17 protein-coding genes are annotated in these 17,802 nt (G+C 67.9%); 14 read left to right on the forward strand and 3 right to left on the reverse strand.

Annotation, left to right across the window (positions count from 1 at the left end; translation table 11 throughout):
* Nucleotides 1-17: 17 nt before the first annotated feature.
* Together lysS and E5S66_RS07270 are read left to right on the forward strand one after the other, a co-directional pair.
* Nucleotides 18-1,532, forward strand: a complete 1,515-nt coding sequence (gene lysS / locus E5S66_RS07265; RefSeq protein WP_138348584.1) for a lysine--tRNA ligase — start codon at nucleotides 18-20, stop codon at nucleotides 1,530-1,532.
* Nucleotides 1,533-1,656: 124 nt separating this feature from the next.
* A complete protein-coding gene (locus E5S66_RS07270; protein WP_138348585.1) occupies nucleotides 1,657-2,772 on the forward strand; it encodes an MraY family glycosyltransferase in 1,116 nt (371 codons plus the stop codon).
* 23 nt (nucleotides 2,773-2,795) lie between these two features.
* Here the strand turns inward: E5S66_RS07270 and E5S66_RS07275 are convergent, their stop codons facing one another.
* Nucleotides 2,796-4,040 carry a TIGR03862 family flavoprotein gene (locus tag E5S66_RS07275; protein ID WP_138348586.1) on the reverse strand — a complete coding sequence of 415 codons (1,245 nt, stop codon included), beginning with the start codon at nucleotides 4,038-4,040 and terminating at the stop codon, nucleotides 2,796-2,798.
* Between the two features lie 69 nt (nucleotides 4,041-4,109).
* Between E5S66_RS07275 and E5S66_RS07280 the strand changes: the two genes are divergently transcribed.
* Together E5S66_RS07280 and E5S66_RS07285 are read left to right on the forward strand one after the other, a co-directional pair.
* Nucleotides 4,110-4,862 carry a sulfurtransferase gene (locus tag E5S66_RS07280; protein ID WP_138348587.1) on the forward strand — a complete coding sequence of 251 codons (753 nt, stop codon included), beginning with the start codon at nucleotides 4,110-4,112 and terminating at the stop codon, nucleotides 4,860-4,862.
* Nucleotides 4,859-5,017, forward strand: coding sequence for a DUF4175 domain-containing protein (locus tag E5S66_RS07285; protein ID WP_138348588.1), 159 nt, complete (start codon nucleotides 4,859-4,861; stop codon nucleotides 5,015-5,017). Before E5S66_RS07280 ends, E5S66_RS07285 begins: the two co-directional genes overlap by 4 nt.
* A 22-nt stretch (nucleotides 5,018-5,039) precedes the next feature.
* Here the strand turns inward: E5S66_RS07285 and E5S66_RS07290 are convergent, their stop codons facing one another.
* Together E5S66_RS07290 and E5S66_RS07295 are read right to left on the reverse strand one after the other, a co-directional pair.
* On the reverse strand, nucleotides 5,040-6,239 hold the full coding sequence (locus E5S66_RS07290; RefSeq protein WP_138348589.1) for a BaiN/RdsA family NAD(P)/FAD-dependent oxidoreductase: 1,200 nt from the start codon (nucleotides 6,237-6,239) through the stop codon (nucleotides 5,040-5,042).
* A 30-nt stretch (nucleotides 6,240-6,269) separates the two neighbouring features.
* Entirely contained in the window at nucleotides 6,270-8,081 is a 1,812-nt protein-coding gene (locus E5S66_RS07295; protein ID WP_138348590.1) for a DEAD/DEAH box helicase, read from the reverse strand.
* A gap of 334 nt (nucleotides 8,082-8,415) precedes the next feature.
* Here E5S66_RS07295 and E5S66_RS07300 point away from each other — a divergent pair, with 334 nt between their 5' ends.
* Genes E5S66_RS07300 through E5S66_RS07345 form a run of 10 tightly spaced genes read left to right on the forward strand, consistent with a single transcriptional unit; the run spans nucleotide 8,416 to nucleotide 17,798 of the window.
* Nucleotides 8,416-8,772 (forward strand): NADH-quinone oxidoreductase subunit A, encoded by a 357-nt coding sequence (locus E5S66_RS07300; protein ID WP_028838303.1) that lies wholly within the window; start codon nucleotides 8,416-8,418, stop codon nucleotides 8,770-8,772.
* Nucleotides 8,769-9,359, forward strand: a complete 591-nt coding sequence (locus E5S66_RS07305) for a NuoB/complex I 20 kDa subunit family protein (protein WP_051246416.1) — start codon at nucleotides 8,769-8,771, stop codon at nucleotides 9,357-9,359. The genes E5S66_RS07300 and E5S66_RS07305 overlap by 4 nt, the downstream gene beginning before the upstream one ends.
* Complete coding sequence (locus E5S66_RS07310; protein ID WP_138348591.1) at nucleotides 9,356-10,111, forward strand: NADH-quinone oxidoreductase subunit C; 756 nt, start codon at nucleotides 9,356-9,358, stop codon at nucleotides 10,109-10,111. The genes E5S66_RS07305 and E5S66_RS07310 overlap by 4 nt, the downstream gene beginning before the upstream one ends.
* Nucleotides 10,108-11,418 (forward strand): NADH-quinone oxidoreductase subunit D, encoded by a 1,311-nt coding sequence (locus E5S66_RS07315; RefSeq protein WP_028838301.1) that lies wholly within the window; start codon nucleotides 10,108-10,110, stop codon nucleotides 11,416-11,418. Before E5S66_RS07310 ends, E5S66_RS07315 begins: the two co-directional genes overlap by 4 nt.
* The gene (gene nuoE / locus E5S66_RS07320) at nucleotides 11,415-11,942 is read left to right on the forward strand and encodes an NADH-quinone oxidoreductase subunit NuoE (protein WP_138348592.1); all 528 of its coding nucleotides are present in this window, start codon (nucleotides 11,415-11,417) and stop codon (nucleotides 11,940-11,942) included. Before E5S66_RS07315 ends, nuoE begins: the two co-directional genes overlap by 4 nt.
* Complete coding sequence (nuoF, locus tag E5S66_RS07325; RefSeq protein WP_138348593.1) at nucleotides 11,942-13,309, forward strand: NADH-quinone oxidoreductase subunit NuoF; 1,368 nt, start codon at nucleotides 11,942-11,944, stop codon at nucleotides 13,307-13,309. Before nuoE ends, nuoF begins: the two co-directional genes overlap by 1 nt.
* The gene (gene nuoG / locus E5S66_RS07330; protein WP_138348594.1) at nucleotides 13,306-15,540 is read left to right on the forward strand and encodes an NADH-quinone oxidoreductase subunit NuoG; all 2,235 of its coding nucleotides are present in this window, start codon (nucleotides 13,306-13,308) and stop codon (nucleotides 15,538-15,540) included. Before nuoF ends, nuoG begins: the two co-directional genes overlap by 4 nt.
* Nucleotides 15,537-16,655, forward strand: coding sequence for an NADH-quinone oxidoreductase subunit NuoH (nuoH, locus tag E5S66_RS07335; protein ID WP_138348595.1), 1,119 nt, complete (start codon nucleotides 15,537-15,539; stop codon nucleotides 16,653-16,655). The genes nuoG and nuoH overlap by 4 nt, the downstream gene beginning before the upstream one ends.
* Entirely contained in the window at nucleotides 16,652-17,143 is a 492-nt protein-coding gene (nuoI, locus tag E5S66_RS07340) for an NADH-quinone oxidoreductase subunit NuoI (RefSeq protein ID WP_028838296.1), read from the forward strand. Before nuoH ends, nuoI begins: the two co-directional genes overlap by 4 nt.
* Nucleotides 17,127-17,798 carry an NADH-quinone oxidoreductase subunit J gene (locus E5S66_RS07345; RefSeq protein ID WP_138348596.1) on the forward strand — a complete coding sequence of 224 codons (672 nt, stop codon included), beginning with the start codon at nucleotides 17,127-17,129 and terminating at the stop codon, nucleotides 17,796-17,798. Before nuoI ends, E5S66_RS07345 begins: the two co-directional genes overlap by 17 nt.
* Nucleotides 17,799-17,802: the final 4 nt, after the last annotated feature.

The following is a 17,802-nucleotide window of genomic DNA, read 5'->3' on the forward strand; positions in this document are numbered from 1 at the left end:
CGCGTGACGGATTCCCGATGAACGACCCCACCCCTTCCCAGCCCGTCGACGAAAACCACCTGATTGCCGAGCGCCGCGCCAAGCTTGCCGCGCTGCGCGGGCAGGGCGGCGCGTTCCCCAACGACTTCCGCCGCGCCGACTTCGCCGGCGACCTGCAGGGCGAATACGCCGATGCCGAGCAGTGGACCGGCGAAGCGCTGGAAGCCAGCGGCCGCAGCGTCGCCATCGCCGGCCGCATCCTCGCCAAGCGGGTCATGGGCAAGGCCGCGTTCGCCACCGTGCAGGACATGAGTGGCAGGATCCAGCTGTTCCTGCAGGCCAACGTGCTGGGCGAGTCGTACGAAGCCTTCAAGGGCTGGGACATCGGCGACATCGTGGCGGCCGAGGGCAGCCTGATGCGTACCAAGACCGGCGAGCTGTCGGTCAAGGCCGCCTCGTTGCGCCTGCTGGTGAAGTCGCTGCGGCCGCTGCCGGACAAGTTCCACGGCCTGAGCGATGTCGAGCAGCGCTACCGCCAGCGCTACGTCGACCTGATCGTCACCCCGGAAGCGCGCGAAGTCTTCATCGCCCGCTCGCGCATCGTCCGCGCGATCCGCCACTGGCTGGACGCGCGCCGCTTCCTCGAAGTGGAAACGCCGATGATGCAGTACATCGCCGGCGGCGCCACCGCGCGCCCGTTCGTGACCCACCACAACGCGCTGGACCTGCAGCTGTTCCTGCGGGTGGCGCCGGAGCTGTACCTCAAGCGGCTGGTCGTTGGCGGCCTGGAGCGCGTCTACGAGATCAACCGCAACTTCCGCAACGAGGGCGTATCCACCCGCCACAATCCCGAGTTCACCATGCTCGAACTGTACGAGGCCTACGCCACGTACACCGAGGTGATGGACCTGACCGAAGCGATGATGCGCGACGTCGCGCTGGAGGCGATGGCCACCACCGTGTTCGAGTGGGACGGCCAGACGATCGACCTCGCGCCCGCCTTCCGCCGCTGGAAGCTGGAAGAGGCGGTGCGCGAGCTGAACCCGGAGATCTCCGTGGCCGACTGCCGCGACCGCGCCGCGCTGGCCGCCCATTGCGCGCGCCTGAAGATTCCGGTCAAACCCGGCTACGGCTGGGGCAAGCTGCTGCTGGAGATCTTCGAGAAGACCGTCGAAACCGGCCTGGTCCAGCCAACCTTCATCACCCATTACCCGGTGGAAGTCAGCCCGCTGGCGCGCGAATCCGACAGCGAGCCCGGCATCACCGACCGCTTCGAGCTGTTCGTGGGCGGCAAGGAGCTGGCCAACGGCTTCTCGGAGCTGAATGACCCGGAAGACCAGGCCGCGCGCTTCCGCGCGCAGGTCGAGGCGAAGGACGCAGGCGACGACGAGGCCATGCATTTCGATGCCGACTACATCCGCGCGCTGGAGGTGGGCCTGGCCCCCACCGGCGGGTTGGGCGTGGGCATCGACCGCTTCGTGATGCTGCTGACTGGCTCCAGCTCGATCCGTGACGTGCTGCTGTTCCCGTATATGCGGCCGGAGCATGTGTAGACACCAGCCTCGGTCGGGTGGGGGAGGCGGCACTCCGGGCCCAACGCATGTCGCCTGTCCCGTGAATGGCTGAACAACCCGTCAGGACGTAGACTCGGGTTTCTGGTCCGGCCGGAGCAACAGGATGTTGCACAAGTTCCTTGGGTTCGATCCGTTGGCCACGCTGCTGGCGTTCGCCGTCACCGCCGGCGTGCTTTGGTTGATACAGCCTGCAGCCTGCAGGCTAGGGCTGCTGGATTGCCCCGGAGGGCGCAAGGACCACCAGTCCCCCACGCCAGTCACCGGCGGCCTGGCGATCTTTGTCGGCAGCGCGATGGTGCTGCTGTGGTTCCAGTCCAGCAGCCACGCCGTGCATTCGCTGCTGGCGGCCTCGTTCCTGCTGGTGGTGATGGGCCTCTACGACGACCTGCGCGACATGCGCTGGTATACGCGCGTGCTGGGCCAGGCGATCGCGGCGCTGCTGATCATCTACTGGGGCGGGGTACGGGTGGAGCAGATCGGCCCGGTGTTCGGCCTGGGCGAGATGTCGCTGGGCTGGTTGTCGGTGCCGTTCACGGTATTCGCCACCATCGGCATCATCAACGCGGTCAACATGATCGACGGCGCCGACGGGCTGGCCGGCCTGCTGGGGCTGGCGGCGCTGGCCATGCTGGCGTTTGCCGCGATGTATGCCGGCAACGCAGTGCTGGCGGGGCGGCTGTCGGTGCTGTGCGGCGCGCTTGCGGGTTTCCTGGTCTGGAACATGCGCCTGCCGTGGCGGCCGCGCGCAAAAGTGTTCCTCGGTAATGCCGGCAGCGCCCTGCTGGGCCTGCTGATCGCCTGGGTCAGTTTCCGCCTCACCCAGAACCCGGGGCATCCGGTGAATCCGGTGCTGGCGCTGTGGCTGTTGCCGGTGCCGGTGATGGACTGCCTGGTGCTGATCCTGCGCCGCGTGCAGGAAGGGCGTTCGCCGTTCTCGGCCGGTCGCGACCATATCCACCACATCATGCAGGATGCCGGCTTCGGGCCGACCCGCGCGGCGCTGCATCTGACCTGGTTCAGCCTGCTGTGCGGATTGGCTGCCGGGCAGGCGATGCGCATGGACGTGCCCAATCCGCTGCTGCTGCTGGCCTTCGGCGCCTTGTGCGTCGGCTGGTACCTGCTGAGCCGTAACCGCGAACGCGCGGTGGCGTTTTTCCGCAGGTTCCGTCGTGCCGCGCCGACGGCCTCGGTGCCGACGGCCCTGCCGGACGTCGACTGAGTCGTTCGCGCCCAGGTTCCGGCTCAGTCCCGGCGCGCCAGCCACGCCGCGGCGCCGCGGCCGGCCACCAGCCCGCTGGCGAAGCAGGCGGTCAGCAGATAGCCACCGGTCGGCGCTTCCCAGTCCAGCATTTCACCCGCGCAGAAGAGGCCGGGCCGCTCGCGCAGCATCAGCGAGTCGTCCAGCGACTCCAGTCTTATCCCGCCGGCCGTGGAGATCGTTTCCGCCAGCGGCCGCGGGCGCAGCAAGACCAGCGGCAGGCGTTTGATTGTTGCGGCGACGGTGGCCATGTCCTGCAACGTGGTCTTGTCCAACACTTCGAACACCAGCGCGCATTTGGCCGCATCCAGCCCCGCCTGCCGACGCAGGTGCTCGCCCAGGCTGCGGCCCTTGCGCGGCTTCGACAGGTCGGCGTGCAGGCGCTCGGGGTCGCGGCCGGGCGCAAGATCCAGCTGGAGCAGCGCGCTGCCGTCGCGAGTGATGGTGGTGCGCAGGTCGGCGGCGATGGCATAGATCAGGCTGCCTTCGATGCCGGTGGCGGTGAGCACGCATTCGCCCTGCAGCGCGTGCGCGGTGCCGGCGGCGTCCTGCCAATGCGCGACCACCGGCTTCAGCGGCGCGCCGGCGAACTTGCCCGCCAGCAGCGCGCTCCAGCCGATGTCGAACCCACAGTTGGCGGGCGCCAGCGGCGCGATGTCGATGCCGCGCGTGGCCAGCAACTCCACCCAAACGCCGTCCGACCCCAGCTGCGGCCAGCTGCCGCCCCCCAGTGCCAGCACCACCGCGTCGGCAACGAATGTGGAGGCACCAGCCGGTGTGTCGAAGCGCAGCGCACCGGCTTCGTCCCAGCCTTGCCAACGATGGTGGACGTGCATGTGCACGCCGGCCTCCTTCAATCGCCGCACCCACGCGCGCAGCAGCGGCGCGGCCTTGCGATCCAGCGGGAATACCCGCCCGGAGCTGCCGACATAGGTCTCCACGCCCAGCCCGCGCGCCCATTGGCGCAGTGCGTCGGCGTCGAAAACATCCAGCCAGCGGCCCACCGCATCGGCACGTTCGCGATAGCGTGCATCGAAACCCGGGCGGGCTTCGCCGTGGGTCAGGTTCAATCCGCCCTTGCCGGCGATCAGGAACTTGCGGCCCACCGACCCTTTGGCTTCGAACAGGTGGACCTCGGCGCCGCCGGCGCGCGCGGCTTCGGCGGCCATCAGGCCGGCGGGGCCGCCGCCGATCACGGCAACGCGGCGGGGATGCGGGATCTCGGACATCCGCACATGATTCCACGGCCGCCGCCGGTGGGCGACTAGAATGGATGGTTTGCGCCCGCCGGACTTCGCATGATCCTCAACATCGCCGCCTATCTGTTCGTGGCCATCGACGATGCCGATGCGCTGGCCGCGCGCCTGCACGCGCAGGCCGAGGCATCGACGCTGCGCGGCACCATGCTGGTGACGCCGGAAGGCCTGAACCTGTTCCTGGCCGGCGCCGAAGCGCCGCTGCGAGGTTTCCTGGCCTGGCTGCGCACAGACCCGCGCTTCGCCGCGCTGCATGCCAAGGAAAGCTGGAGCGAGGTGGTGCCGTTTGCGCGGCTGAAGGTGAAGCGCAAGGCGGAAATCATCACCTTCCGGCGCGAGGCGGCCTCGCCGCTTCAGGCCGGCGAGCGCGCGCCGACGGTGGCGCCGGCCACGCTGGCACGCTGGATCGCACAGGGCGGCCGCGATGATGCCGGTCGCCGGCTGGTGCTGCTGGATACGCGCAACCGCGAGGAAGTCGCCCACGGCACTTTCGACGGTGCGCTGACCCTGCCGATCGACAGGTTCACCGACCTGCCGACGGCGCTGGCCCCGCATCGCGAGGCGCTGCGCGATGCCGCCGTGGTCAGCTTCTGCACCGGCGGGATCCGCTGCGAAAAAGCCGCGCTGTGGCTGCGCGCCGACGGCATGGACAACGTGCTGCAGCTGGACGACGGCATCCTTGGTTATTTCGAGCAGGTGGGCGGCATGGGCTATGCGGGCGGCTGCTTCGTGTTCGACGATCGGGTGGCGCTGGACCCGCAGCTGCGGCCAATGGCGGCGGGAGCGGCCGCATGAACTGGATCGCGATCGTGCTGGTGGTGGTGGGCGTGTGGCTGGCGCTGAAGCTTGCCGGCGCGCTGGTCAAGCTGCTGCTGTGGCTGGCAGCGGTGGTGGGGCTGTGGTGGCTGGTGCACCCTTATCTGGGGCTGCCGCTGGTGCCCTTCATTTGACTCGGCGTAGCAGCGTCGCGCTTCAGGGCCCGCCCAGCGCCTGTCCCGCGGCGTGGCCGGACGCCCAGGCCCACTGGAAGTTGTAGCCGCCCAGCCAGCCGGTGACATCCGCAACTTCGCCGACGAAATACAGCCCCGGCACCGTCTTCGACATCATCGTGGCGGAAGACAGGCCGTCAGTGTCGACGCCGCCCATGGTCACCTCGGCGGTGCGGTAGCCTTCGCTGCCACTGGCCACCAGCGGCCAGTCGCGCAGCAGTGCGGCGAGGCCGTCCAGCTCGCGCGGGTTGTACTGGCGCAGCGGTTTGCTGCTGAACCAGTGCTCGCACAGCCGCTGAGCGAAGCGCTTGGGCAGCACCTCCGCCAACAGCGTCTTCAGCTCCGCGCCGCGCCGCGACTGCTGCCAGTCGCGCAGCAGCGCATCGATGTCGGTACCCGGCAGCAAATCCAGGCGCAGTTCGTCGCCGGGTTGCCAGTAGTTGGAGATCTGCAGGATCGCCGGGCCGCTGATGCCGCGGTGGGTGACCAGCATGAAGTTGCGGAAGCTGGCACCGTTGCAGCGGGCTTCCACCGGCAGCGCCACGCCGGCCAGGTCGTGCAGCCGCTCCGCATGCTTGCCGCTCAGGGTCAGGGGCACGAGTCCGGCACGCGTCGGCAGCACCGCGTGGCCGAACTGCTGTGCCAGCTGATAGCCGAAGCCGCTGGCGCCCATGCTCGGGATCGACAGCCCACCGCTGGCCACTACCAGCGAGGCGGCCTCGAAGCGTCCCTGCGCGGTATGCAGGCGGAAGCGGCCGGGGTCGGTATGTTCCACTCGTTCGATGGCGCAATGGGTGCGGATCTCCACCCCCGCATCGGCGCATTCGGCCAGCAGCATCGCCACGATCTGCTTCGAGGACTCGTCGCAGAACAGCTGGCCCAGCTCTTTCTCGTGGTAGGCGATGCGGTGCCGCTCCACCAGCTCGATGAAATGCCAGGGCGTGTAGCGCGCCAGCGCCGACTTGCAGAAGTGCGGGTTGGCCGACAGGTAGTTGGCGGGCGTGGTGCCGGTATTGGTGAAATTGCAGCGCCCGCCGCCGGACATCAGGATCTTCTTGCCGACCTTGTTGGCGTGGTCGACGACGAGCACGCGCAGCCCGCGCCGGCCTGCTGCCAGCGCGCACATCAGGCCGGCGGCGCCGGCACCGATGACGACGGCATCGTGGTGGGATGCGGGCGTCATCCGCGGACGATCAGGGCTGCAAGTGGGCGATCAGCGCGGCCCGCGCGGTTTGAAGCCGCCCGGCTTGTGTCCGCCGGGCTTGAACCCGCCGGGTTTGCGCGGACCACCCGGCCGATCGCCATCGCGCGGCGGGCCGAAGCTGCGCTTGCGCTTGGGGGCGTCGATATCGGCATCGCTGGCCGGCTTCATCCGCAGCGGCTTGCTGGCCACGCGCACCTGTTGCAGGTGCTCCAGCAGCTCCGACGGCATGCCGTCGGGCAGGTCGACCAGGGTGTAGTCGTCGCGGATGTCGATGCGGCCGATGTAGCGGGATTCCAGGTCGGCCTCGTTGGCGATCGCACCGACGATGTGGCCCGGCTGCGCGCCGTGCTGGTAGCCCACCTCGATGCGGTAGGTGCGCATGCCCACGTCGGCCGGCAGCGGCTCGCGCGGGGTGCGTTCGCGCGGCTCGCGCGCCGGACGCTCGGTCCGCTGCGGACGGCCATCGCCCGCAGTGAAGGGTTTCTCCGGCACCGCAGGCTTGGGCAGCAGCAGCGGCGTCTTGCCCTGCACCAGCTTGGCCAGCGCCGCGGCGATTTCCACCGCCGGCACGTTCTTTTCCTGCTCGTAGCGCTCGACCAGGTCGCGGAACAGCGACAGGTCGTCGCTCTGCAGCGCGCCGTCGATCTTGTCCAGGAACTTGGCCACGCGACGCTCGTTCACCGCGTCCACGCTGGGCAGGTTCATCTGCTCGATCTTCTGCCGGGTAGCGCGCTCGATCGCCCCCAGCATGCCGCGCTCGCGCGGGGCCACGAACAGGATCGCCTCGCCGCTGCGGCCGGCCCGGCCGGTGCGGCCGATGCGGTGGACGTAGCTCTCGGTGTCGTAGGGGATGTCGTAGTTCAGCACGTGGCTGATGCGCTCCACGTCCAGCCCGCGCGCGGCCACATCGGTGGCCACCAGCACGTCGATCTGGCCTTCCTTCAGGCGCGCGATGGTGCGCTCGCGGGTCTTCTGCTCCACGTCGCCATTGATTGCCGCCGCGCGGAAGCCGCGCGCCGCCAGCTTTTCGGCCAGCTCGTCGGTGCCCAGCTTGGTGCGGGCGAAGATGATCATGGCGTCGAACGGCTCGGCCTCCATGATCCGGGTCAGCGCGTCCAGCTTGTTGACGCCGCTGACCATCCAGTAGCGCTGGCGGATGCTCGCGGCGGTGGTGGTCAGCGCCTTGATGGCGATTTCCACCGGGTCCTTCAGGTAGGTCTGGGCGATGCGCTTGATCTGCGCCGGCATGGTGGCCGAGAACAGCGCCACCTGGCGGCTGGCCGGGGTCTTCTTGAGGATGGCTTCGACATCGTCGATGAAGCCCATCCGCAGCATTTCGTCGGCCTCGTCCAGCACCAGCATCCGCAGCTCGGACAGATCCAGCGTGCCGCGATCCAGATGATCGATGACGCGGCCCGGGGTGCCGACGACGACATGCACGCCGCGCTTGAGCGCGTGCAGCTGCGGTCCGTAGCCCTGGCCACCGTAGATCGGCAGGATCTGGAAGCCGGGGATGTGCTTGGCGTAGGTCTGGAACGCCTCGGCGACCTGAATGGCCAACTCGCGGGTCGGGGCCAGCACCAGCACCTGCGGCTTGCCGGCCGCGACGTCCAGCCGCGACAGCGCCGGCAGGGCGAACGCGGCGGTCTTGCCGGTGCCGGTCTGGGCCTGGCCCAGCACGTCGCGGCCTTGCAGCAGGGGCGGGATGGTCGCGGCCTGGATCGGCGAGGGTGACTCGTAGCCGACATCGCGCAAAGCGGCCAGCAGGGTCTCGGGCAGGCCGAGGTCGGTGAACAACGGGGTCGCGTTATCGGCGCTCATGGTGCCTTGGGGCGGGATCGCCGAAGGGAAAGGGGGCACGCATTGTACGCGTCACATGGTGAGTTCGGGCTCCAATCCGCGCGATCGCCGGGCCGGCGCCGCAAATGCGCGGATGGGTCGTGCCGAATTCGATCCGGGTCATTTGTCCTGAGCGGGATGCGAACGATTCTTGGCAAGTGCCGCGGCCGTGCATCCGAATGCAAAATCGTTGGCATTTCGCGTGTATTTCCCCAGTGAAGGTCTGGCCGCGGTCATGCCCCGGCGGGTAGAATGCGCGGCTGTTGGTGAGCTGCCGTCGTGGCTGCAAACCCATGAACAACGAGAAGAGGCAAGCGTGCTGTCCCAATACCTGCCCATCCTGCTGTTTTTGATCGTTGCCACCGGGATCGGCATCGCCCTGATCATCGTCGGCAACGTCCTCGGCCCCAAGCGGCCGTCGAGCGAAAAGCTCTCGCCCTACGAGTGCGGCTTCGGCGCCTTCGAGAACGCGCGCATGCCGTTCGACGTGCGCTACTACCTGGTCGCGATCCTGTTCATCGTGTTCGACCTGGAAATCGCCTTCGTCTTCCCCTGGGCCGTGGTGTTCCGCGAGCTGGGGGTGTTCGGCCTGATCGAGATGGGCGTGTTCCTCACGCTGCTGGTGATCGGCTTCGTGTACGTGTGGAAGCGCGGCGCGCTGGAGTGGGAATGAGCAATATCGTCCGATCAGTACTGGAAGCCGCCAGCAATCCGCTGCCGGAAGGGCGGCTGGATGACATCCTGCGTCCGGAAGGCGACAACCCGCTGCTGCAGAACGGCTACGTCACCACCAGCCTGGACGCGCTGTGGAACTGGGCGCGCACCGGCTCGATGTGGCCGGTGACCTTCGGCCTGGCATGCTGCGCGGTCGAGATGATGCAGGCCGGCGCGGCGCGTCTGGACATGGACCGCTACGGCGTGGTGTTCCGCCCGTCGCCGCGCCAGTCCGACGTGATGATCGTCGCCGGCACCCTGGTCAACAAGATGGCCCCGGCGCTGCGCAAGGTCTACGACCAGATGCCCGACCCGAAATGGGTGATCTCGATGGGCAGCTGCGCCAACGGCGGCGGCTACTACCATTACTCCTATTCGGTGGTCCGCGGCTGCGACCGCGTGGTGCCGGTCGACGTGTACGTGCCGGGTTGCCCGCCGACCGCCGAGGCGCTGGTGTACGGCATCCTGCAGCTGCAGAAGAAGATTCGCCGGATGGAACAGAACCCGTACTCGCGGACGCCCAAGCCCGAGGGCGCGCGCGCATGAGCATGCAACTGTCCGAACAGCTGGCCGCGCGTTTCGGTGCGACCGCCGTGCAGGTTGCGCTGCCGCGTGGCGAGGTCACCCTCGAGGTGGCTGCGGCCGACTACCACGCCGCCTGCAAGGCGCTGCGGGACGAGTTCGGCTTCGAGACGTTCATCGATCTTTGCGGCATCGACTACCTCGGCTACGGCAGCGACGAGTGGGACACCGTGGGCGTGTCCTCGGAAGGCTTCAGCCGCGGCGTGGAAGGGCAGGGCCCGGGTCGTTTCAACTGGGGCGAGACGCCCAGCCACGAAGCCGGCACCACCGCGGCCGCCGATGAGCGCGGCGAGCGCCGCTTCGGCGTGGTGCTGCACCTGCTCTCGATCGCCCGCAACCTGCGCGTGCGCGTGCGCGTCTTCGCGCCGGACGACGGTGTGCCGGTGGTCGCCTCGGTGACCGGCCTGTGGCCCGGCGCCAACTGGTTCGAGCGCGAGGCGTTCGACCTGTTCGGCGTGGTGTTCGACGGCCATCCCGACCTGCGCCGGATCCTGACCGACTACGGTTTCGTGGGACATCCGTTCCGCAAGGACTTCCCGCTGATCGGCAACGTTGAAGTGCGCTACGACGAGGAGAAGAAGCGCGTGGTGTATGAGCCCGTCACCAGCGTGGAGCCGCGCGTGGGTGTGGCCCGCGTGATCCGCGACGACGCCCGCTTCGCGACCGCCGAGGCCGAGCGCGACAACCGCATCCTGCAGCGTGAGGCCCGCCGATGAGCGCCGTCCTGCATCCCGGCAGCGACACTTTCGCCAGCAACCCGGCGGAGGCGGCGCAGGAAATCCGCAACTACACGCTGAACTTCGGCCCCCAGCACCCGGCCGCGCACGGCGTGCTGCGCCTGATCCTGGAAATGGATGGCGAAATCGTGCGTCGTTGCGACCCGCACGTCGGCCTGCTGCATCGCGGCACCGAGAAGCTGGCCGAGTCCAAGCCGTTCAACCAGTCGATCCCGTACATGGATCGGCTGGATTACGTGTCGATGATGTGCAACGAGCACGCCTACGTGCGCGCCATCGAGAACCTGATGGGGATCGAGGCGCCGGAACGCGCGCAGTGGATCCGCACGATGTTCGACGAGATCACCCGCATCCTCAACCACCTGATGTGGCTGGGGTCGAACGGGCTCGACCTCGGCGCGATGGCGGTGTTCCTGTACGCCTTCCGCGAGCGCGAGGAGCTGATGGACTGCTACGAGGCGGTCTCCGGCGCACGCATGCACGCGGCGTACTACCGCCCCGGCGGCGTCTACCGCGACCTGCCGGACAGGATGCCGAAGTACAAGGAGTCGCCGTGGCGCAAGGGCGCGAAGCTCAAGCGCTTCAACGAGTGGCGTGAAGGCTCGCTGCTGGACTTCCTCGAGCAGTTCACCCGCGACTTCCCGGCGCGGATGGACGAATACGAAACGCTGCTCACCGACAACCGCATCTGGAAGCAGCGCACCGTCGACATCGGCGTGGTCAGCCCGGAACAGGCCAAGGCCTGGGGCATGAGCGGCGCGATGCTGCGCGGCTCCGGCATCGAGTGGGACCTGCGCAAGAAGCAGCCCTACGCCAAGTACGCGGAAGTGGATTTCGACATCCCGGTGGGCGTGAACGGCGACTGCTACGACCGCTACCTGGTGCGGATGGCCGAAATGCGCCAGTCCAACCGGATCATCGCCCAGTGCGTTGCCTGGCTGCGGGCCAACCCCGGCCCGGTGATGCTGGACAACTACAAGGTGGCGCCGCCGTCGCGCACGGACATGAAGCAGAGCATGGAAGCGCTGATCCACCACTTCAAGCTGTTCACCGAAGGCTATTGCGTGCCTGCCGGCGAGACTTACGCCGCGGTGGAAGCGCCCAAGGGCGAGTTCGGCTGCTATCTGGTCAGCGACGGCGCCAACAAGCCGTTCCGCGTACACCTGCGCGCGCCGGGCTTTGCCCATCTCTCGTCGATGGACGAAATCACGAAGGGGCACATGCTGTCCGACGTGGTGGCGATGATCGGCACCTATGACATCGTGTTTGGTGAGGTTGACCGATGAAAGCGACGGGCAATTTCGAAGCCTGCCGCAACGTCGATCCGATGGTGGCACTGTCGGACGCGACGCGCGCGCATATCGACCACTGGTTGACCAAGTTCCCGCCGGAGCGCAAGCGCTCCGCCGTGCTGCAGGGCCTGTTCGGCGCGCAGGAACAGAACGGCGGCTGGCTGACCGACGAGCTGATCGCCGCGGTGGCCAAGTACCTGGACCTGCCGCCGGTGTGGGCCTACGAGGTCGCCACCTTCTATTCGATGTTCGAGACCAAGCCGGTCGCCCGCAACAACGTGGCGTTCTGCACCAACATCAGCTGCTGGCTCAACGGCGCCGAGGCGCTGGTGGCGCATGCCGAGCAGAAGCTGGGCTGCAAGCTGGGTGAGTCCTCCGCCGACGGCCGCATCTATCTCAAGCGCGAGGAAGAGTGCGTGGCCGCCTGCTGCGGGGCGCCGGTGGTGGTCATCAACGGGCATTACCACGAGAAGCTCGACCTGGCGCAGGTGGACGAGCTGCTGGACGGGCTGAAGTAATGGGCGGACATTCGCACTATTCGGAAGGTTACGGCCCGGTTGGCCCGGCGCCGAAGGAACACCAGGCCGTCTACACCACGCTGCATTTCGACAAGCCGTGGTCGTACGAAAACTACCTCAAGACCGGTGGCTACCAGGCGCTGCGCAAGGTGCTGACCGAGAAGATCCCGCCGGCCGACATCATCGAGCTGGTCAAGGCCTCGGGCCTGCGCGGCCGCGGCGGCGCGGGCTTCCCGACCGGCCTGAAGTGGAGCTTCATGCCCAAGCACGATGGCGAGAAGTACATCCTGTGCAACTCGGATGAATCCGAGCCGGGCACCTGCAAGGACCGCGACATCCTGCGCTACAACCCGCATTCGGTGCTGGAAGGCCTGGCCATCGCCTGCTACGCCACCAATACCAAGGTGGCCTACAACTACATGCGCGGCGAGTTCCACCACGAGCCCTTCGAGCACATCGAAGAGGCGCTGGCGGAAGCCTACAAGCACGGCTGGCTGGGCAAGGACATCCTCGGCAGCGGCATCGACATCGACATCCACAACGCGCTGGGCGCGGGCGCCTACATCTGCGGCGAAGAAACCGCGCTGATGGAATCGCTGGAAGGCAAGAAGGGCCAGCCGCGCTACAAGCCGCCGTTCCCGGCCAACTTCGGCCTGTACGGCAAGCCCACCACGATCAACAACACCGAGACCTACGCCTCGGTGCCGGCGATCGTGCGCAACGGCGCCGAATGGTTCATGAGTCTGGGCAAGCCCAACAACGGCGGCTGCAAGATCTTCTCGGTCTCCGGCCACGTGGCCAACCCGGGCAACCACGAAATTCGTCTGGGCACCCCGTTCGCGGAATTGCTTGAGATGTGCGGCGGCATCCGCAACGGCCACCGCATCAAGGCGGTAATTCCCGGCGGTTCGTCGATGCCGGTGCTGCCGGGCGAGACGATGATGCAGCTGACCATGGACTACGACGCGATCCAGAAGGCCGGTTCCGGCCTCGGTTCCGGCGCGGTGGTGGTGATGGACGAGACCACCTGCATGGTCCGCGCCTGCCAGCGCATCAGCCAGTTCTACAAGGCCGAAAGCTGCGGCCAGTGCACCCCGTGCCGCGAGGGTACCGGCTGGATGCACCGGATGCTGACCCGCATCGCCAACCTCGACGCCACGATGGACGACCTGCACATGCTGCGCGCCGCCGCCGGGCAGATCGAAGGCCACACCATCTGCGCCTTCGGCGAAGCCGCGGCGTGGCCGGTGCAGGGCTTCCTGCGTCATTTCTGGCACGAATTCGAATACGCCATCGTGAACAAGCGCTTCTACGTCGACGACGAACGCGCAGGCACGCTGGTCAAGGCCGAGAAGGTGGTTGCGTGAGCGCACAACCCGTCAATCCGAACCTGCCGCCGGACCACGTCACCGTCTTCATCGACGGCGTCGAAATGGCCGCGCCCAAGGGCTCGATGATCATCCAGGCCGCCGACAAGGCCGGCGTCCCGATCCCGCGTTTCTGCTACCACGAGAAGCTGCCGATCGCCGCCAACTGCCGCATGTGCCTGGTGGATACGGAAGTCGGCGGCCGCGCTGCGCCCAAGCCATCGCCGGCCTGCGCCACGCCGGTGATGGACGGCATGAAGGTCTTCACGCGCAATGAAAAAGCGCTGAAGGCGCAGCGCAACGTGATGGAGTTCCTGCTCATCAATCATCCGCTGGATTGCCCGGTCTGCGACCAGGGCGGCGAGTGCGAACTGCAGGATCTGTCGCTGGGCTACGGTCGCTCGGTCAACCGCTTCGTCGAGCGCAAGCGCGCGGTGGCGGACGAGGATCTGGGGCCGCTGGTCGCCAGCGAGATGACCCGCTGCATCCACTGCACGCGCTGCATCCGGGTGACCGCGGAAATCGCCGGCACCTACGAGCTGGGCGGCATGTACCGCGGCGAGAACCTGCAGATCGGCACCTACGACGGCAAGCCGCTGACCACCGAGCTGTCCGGCAACGTCATCGACGTCTGCCCGGTGGGCGCACTGACCAACAAGGTGTTCCGCTTCAAGGCGCGCCCCTGGGAGCTGACCGCGCGGCCGTCGCTGGGCTACCACGACGCGCTGGGCAGCAACCTGTTCCACCACGTCCGCCGCGGCGACCTGCTGCGCAGCGTGCCGCGCGACAACGAGGCGGTGAACGAGTGCTGGCTGTCCGACCGCGACCGCTACGCGCATGAAGGCCTGGCCGCCGCCGACCGTGCCAGCGTGCCGCTGATCCGCGACGGGGAAGGCTTCCGCGAAGCCAGCTGGGAAGAAGCGCTGGCGATGGCCTCGCAGATACTGCGCGACAACGCCGGCGACGCGCTCGGCGTGCTGGCCCACCCGGCCACCTCGAACGAGGAGGGCGCGCTGCTGGCGCGCATGGCGTCGGGGCTGGGCAGCGGCAACCTCGACCACCGCATCGGCCAGCTCGACCTGTCCGACGGCGCCGCCGCGGAAGCGTTCGGCATGCCGGTGGCCGAGATCGAATCGGCCGACGCCATCATCATCGTCGGCTCCAACGTCCGCCATGAAGTGCCGCTGCTGCATCAGCGCATCCGCAAGGCCTTCAAGAAGGGCGCGAAGATCCACGTGGTCAACCCGGTGGATTTCGATTTCACCTTCAGCATCGCGTCCAAGGCCATCGTGCCGCCGTCGCAGCTGGCCGCGGCGCTGGCCGGCGTGGATGTCGGCGATGCCGGCAACATCGCGGTGATCGTGGGCGGCGTGGCCGAGAACGGCCCGCATGCCGCCGCCATCCGCAAGGCCGCCGCCGACTTCGCAGCAGCCAGGAACGCCAGGCTGTGCCGCATCCCGCAGGGCGCCAACGCGCTGGGGCTGTCCCGCCTCGGCGTGCTGCCGACCGCACGCGATGCGCAGTCGATGCTGCGTGAGCCGCGCAAGGCTTATGTGATCTACGGCATCGAGCCGGGGCTGGACTTCGCCGACCAGCAGCTCGCGCTGAAGGCCCTGGGTGGCGCGCAGGTGGTGGCGTTCAGCCAGTTCGCCTGCCAGTCGACCCGCGCCGTCGCCGACGTGATCCTGCCGATCGGGGCGCTGCCGGAAATCGACGCCACCCTGACCAACCTCGATGGCATTCAGCAGCAAGCGGTCGCCGCCGGCAAGCTGCCCGGGCTGGCGCATTCCGGCTGGCGCGTGCTGCGTGCGCTGGGTGGCGATCTGGCGTTGCCGGGCTTCGAGTTCACCGATCTGGCCGGCCTGCGTGCCGGGCTGGCGCCGAAGGCGGTGCAGGTGGCCAAGGGCGCGCCCGCGTCGATGGCCGGCAATGGCCTGGAAGTGGCGGCCTCGGCCGCGATCTACCGCGTCGACGCGGTGATCCGCCGCTGCGACGCGCTGCAGGCGCATCCGCTCACCACCGGCCCGCGGGCCGCGCTGAATCCCGCCGACGCCGCCGCGCTGGGGCTGGCCGAGGGCGTCATGGCCAAGTGCGCCACCGCCGCCGGCACGGCAACCCTGCAAGTGGCGCTTGACCCGCGCGTTGCGCCGGGCAGCGTGTGGGTGGAATCCGGCTACGGGGCAACCGCGCCGCTACTGGCTGCCGCCAAGCTGGAGGTCGCGCGCGCATGAACATCGCCGGCAATCCCCTGATGCAACACGCCATCGATCCCCTGCGCGAGCTGCTGCTGTCCTTCGGCACCGTCGGCATGCTGGTGTGGATCGTGCTGAAGATCCTCGTCATCCTGATGCCGGTGATCATCGCGGTCGCCTTCTACGTGGTGTGGGAGCGCAAGCTGATTGGCTGGATGCACGTCCGCCACGGGCCCATGTACGTGGGCTGGGGCGTGCTGCAGGCGTTCGCCGACGTGTTCAAGCTGCTGTTCAAGGAAGTCGTGCAGCCCACCGTGGCGCATCCGGTGCTGTACCGGCTGGCGCCGCTGCTGGCATTGGTGCCGGCCTGCGCGGCGTGGGCGATCGTGCCGTTCGATGCGCAGATGGTGCTGTCCAACGCCAATGCCGGTCTGCTGTACCTGTTGGCGATGACCTCGCTGGGCATCTACGGCGTGATCATCGCCGGCTGGGCCTCGAACTCGAAATACGCCTTCCTCGGCGCCATGCGCGCCTCGGCGCAGATGATCAGCTACGAGATCGCGATGGGCTTCTCGCTGGTCGGCGTGCTGATCGCGGCGGGCAGCCTGAACCTTTCCGACATCGTGATGGCGCAGGCCGGCAAGGGTTTCGTGGGCTGGTTCTGGATCCCGCTGGCGCCGCTGTTCGTGGTGTATTTCGTCTCCGGCGTGGCCGAAACCAACCGCTCGCCGTTCGACGTGGTGGAAGGCGAATCGGAAATCGTCGCCGGCCACATGGTGGAGTATTCCGGCTCGCAGTTCGCGCTGTTCTTCCTGGCCGAATACGCGAACATGATCCTGATCAGCTTCCTGACCTCGATCTTCTTCCTCGGCGGCTGGCTGAGCCCGATCGGCGGCTGGCTCGACCTCGGCAACGTGCACTGGCTAGTCAACTGGATCTGGCAGGGCGGCTGGCCGTGGCTGATGCTCAAGGTGTTCTTCTTCGCCAGCTGCTTCATCTGGTTCCGCGCCACGTTCCCGCGCTACCGCTATGACCAGATCATGCGGCTGGGTTGGAAGGTGTTCATCCCGATCACCATCGCCTGGATCTTCGTGACCGCGCTGCTGGTGTACTTCGGCGTGATCGGCGACGGCATGATGGGAGCGGCGGCATGAGCAAGGTGGTTTCCTACTTCAAGAGCCTGCTGCTGCTGGAACTGGTCAGCGGCATGTGGCTGACCCTGAAATACCTGTTCCGTCCCAAGTACACGCTGATGTACCCGATGGAAAAGACCCCGCAGTCGCCGCGCTTCCGTGGCGTGCATGCGCTGCGTCGCTACGCCAACGGCGAGGAACGTTGCATCGCCTGCAAGCTGTGCGAGGCGGTGTGTCCGGCGCTGGCGATCACCATCGAGGCCGGCCCGCGCGAGGACGACGGCACCCGCCGTACCACCCGCTACGAGATCGACCTGTTCAAGTGCATCTTCTGCGGTTTCTGCGAGGAGTCCTGCCCCACCGACTCCATCGTCGAGACGCATGTGCACGAGTACCACTTCGACCAGCGCGGCCAGAACATCCTGACCAAGCCGAAGCTGCTGGCCATCGGCGACCGCCTGGAGGCGGAGATCGCCGAGCGCCGTGGCGCCGATGCCCCGTACCGTTGAGGCCGACCCGAGCATGGACTTCGATCTGCAAACCCTTGCCTTCCTCGGTTTCGCGGCCGTCGCCGCGGCCGCAGCGCTGGCTGCGATCACCGCGCGCAACCCGGTCCACGCCGTGCTGTGGCTGGTGCTTACGTTCTTCTCCGTGGCCTGCACCTGGATCATCGGCGGGGCCGAGTTCCTCGGCATCGCGCTGGTGCTGGTGTACGTCGGCGCGGTGATGGTGCTGTTCCTGTTCGTGGTGATGATGCTGGACATGGACAAGGCACCGGCCCGCCAGGGCTATGTCCGCTACCTGCCGGTCGGGCTGGTGGTGGCGGTGGTGATGCTGGTGCAGATGCTGGCCCTGATCGGGGTGCGCAGCGCCGCCGAGGCGCCGCTGGCGGACAACGCCGCGGTGGCCGTGGACGTGCCCAACACCACCTGGCTGGCGCGCGCCCTGTTCACCGAATTCATGCTGCCGTTCGAAGTCGCGGCGGTGATCCTGACCGTCGCGGTCGTGGCAGCGGTGATGCTGACCCTGCGCAGGCGCCCGGGCGCCCGCCACCAGAACCCATCCGAGCAGGTGCGCGTGCGCGTCGCCGACCGTTTGCGGATGGTGAAGATGCAGGCGGAAGTGCCGGCTGCGCACGCCAAGCCGGAGGAGGGCGCGCAATGAGCAA

The organism is Thermomonas fusca (assembly GCF_005862345.1).
Classification (GTDB): domain Bacteria; phylum Pseudomonadota; class Gammaproteobacteria; order Xanthomonadales; family Xanthomonadaceae; genus Thermomonas; species Thermomonas fusca.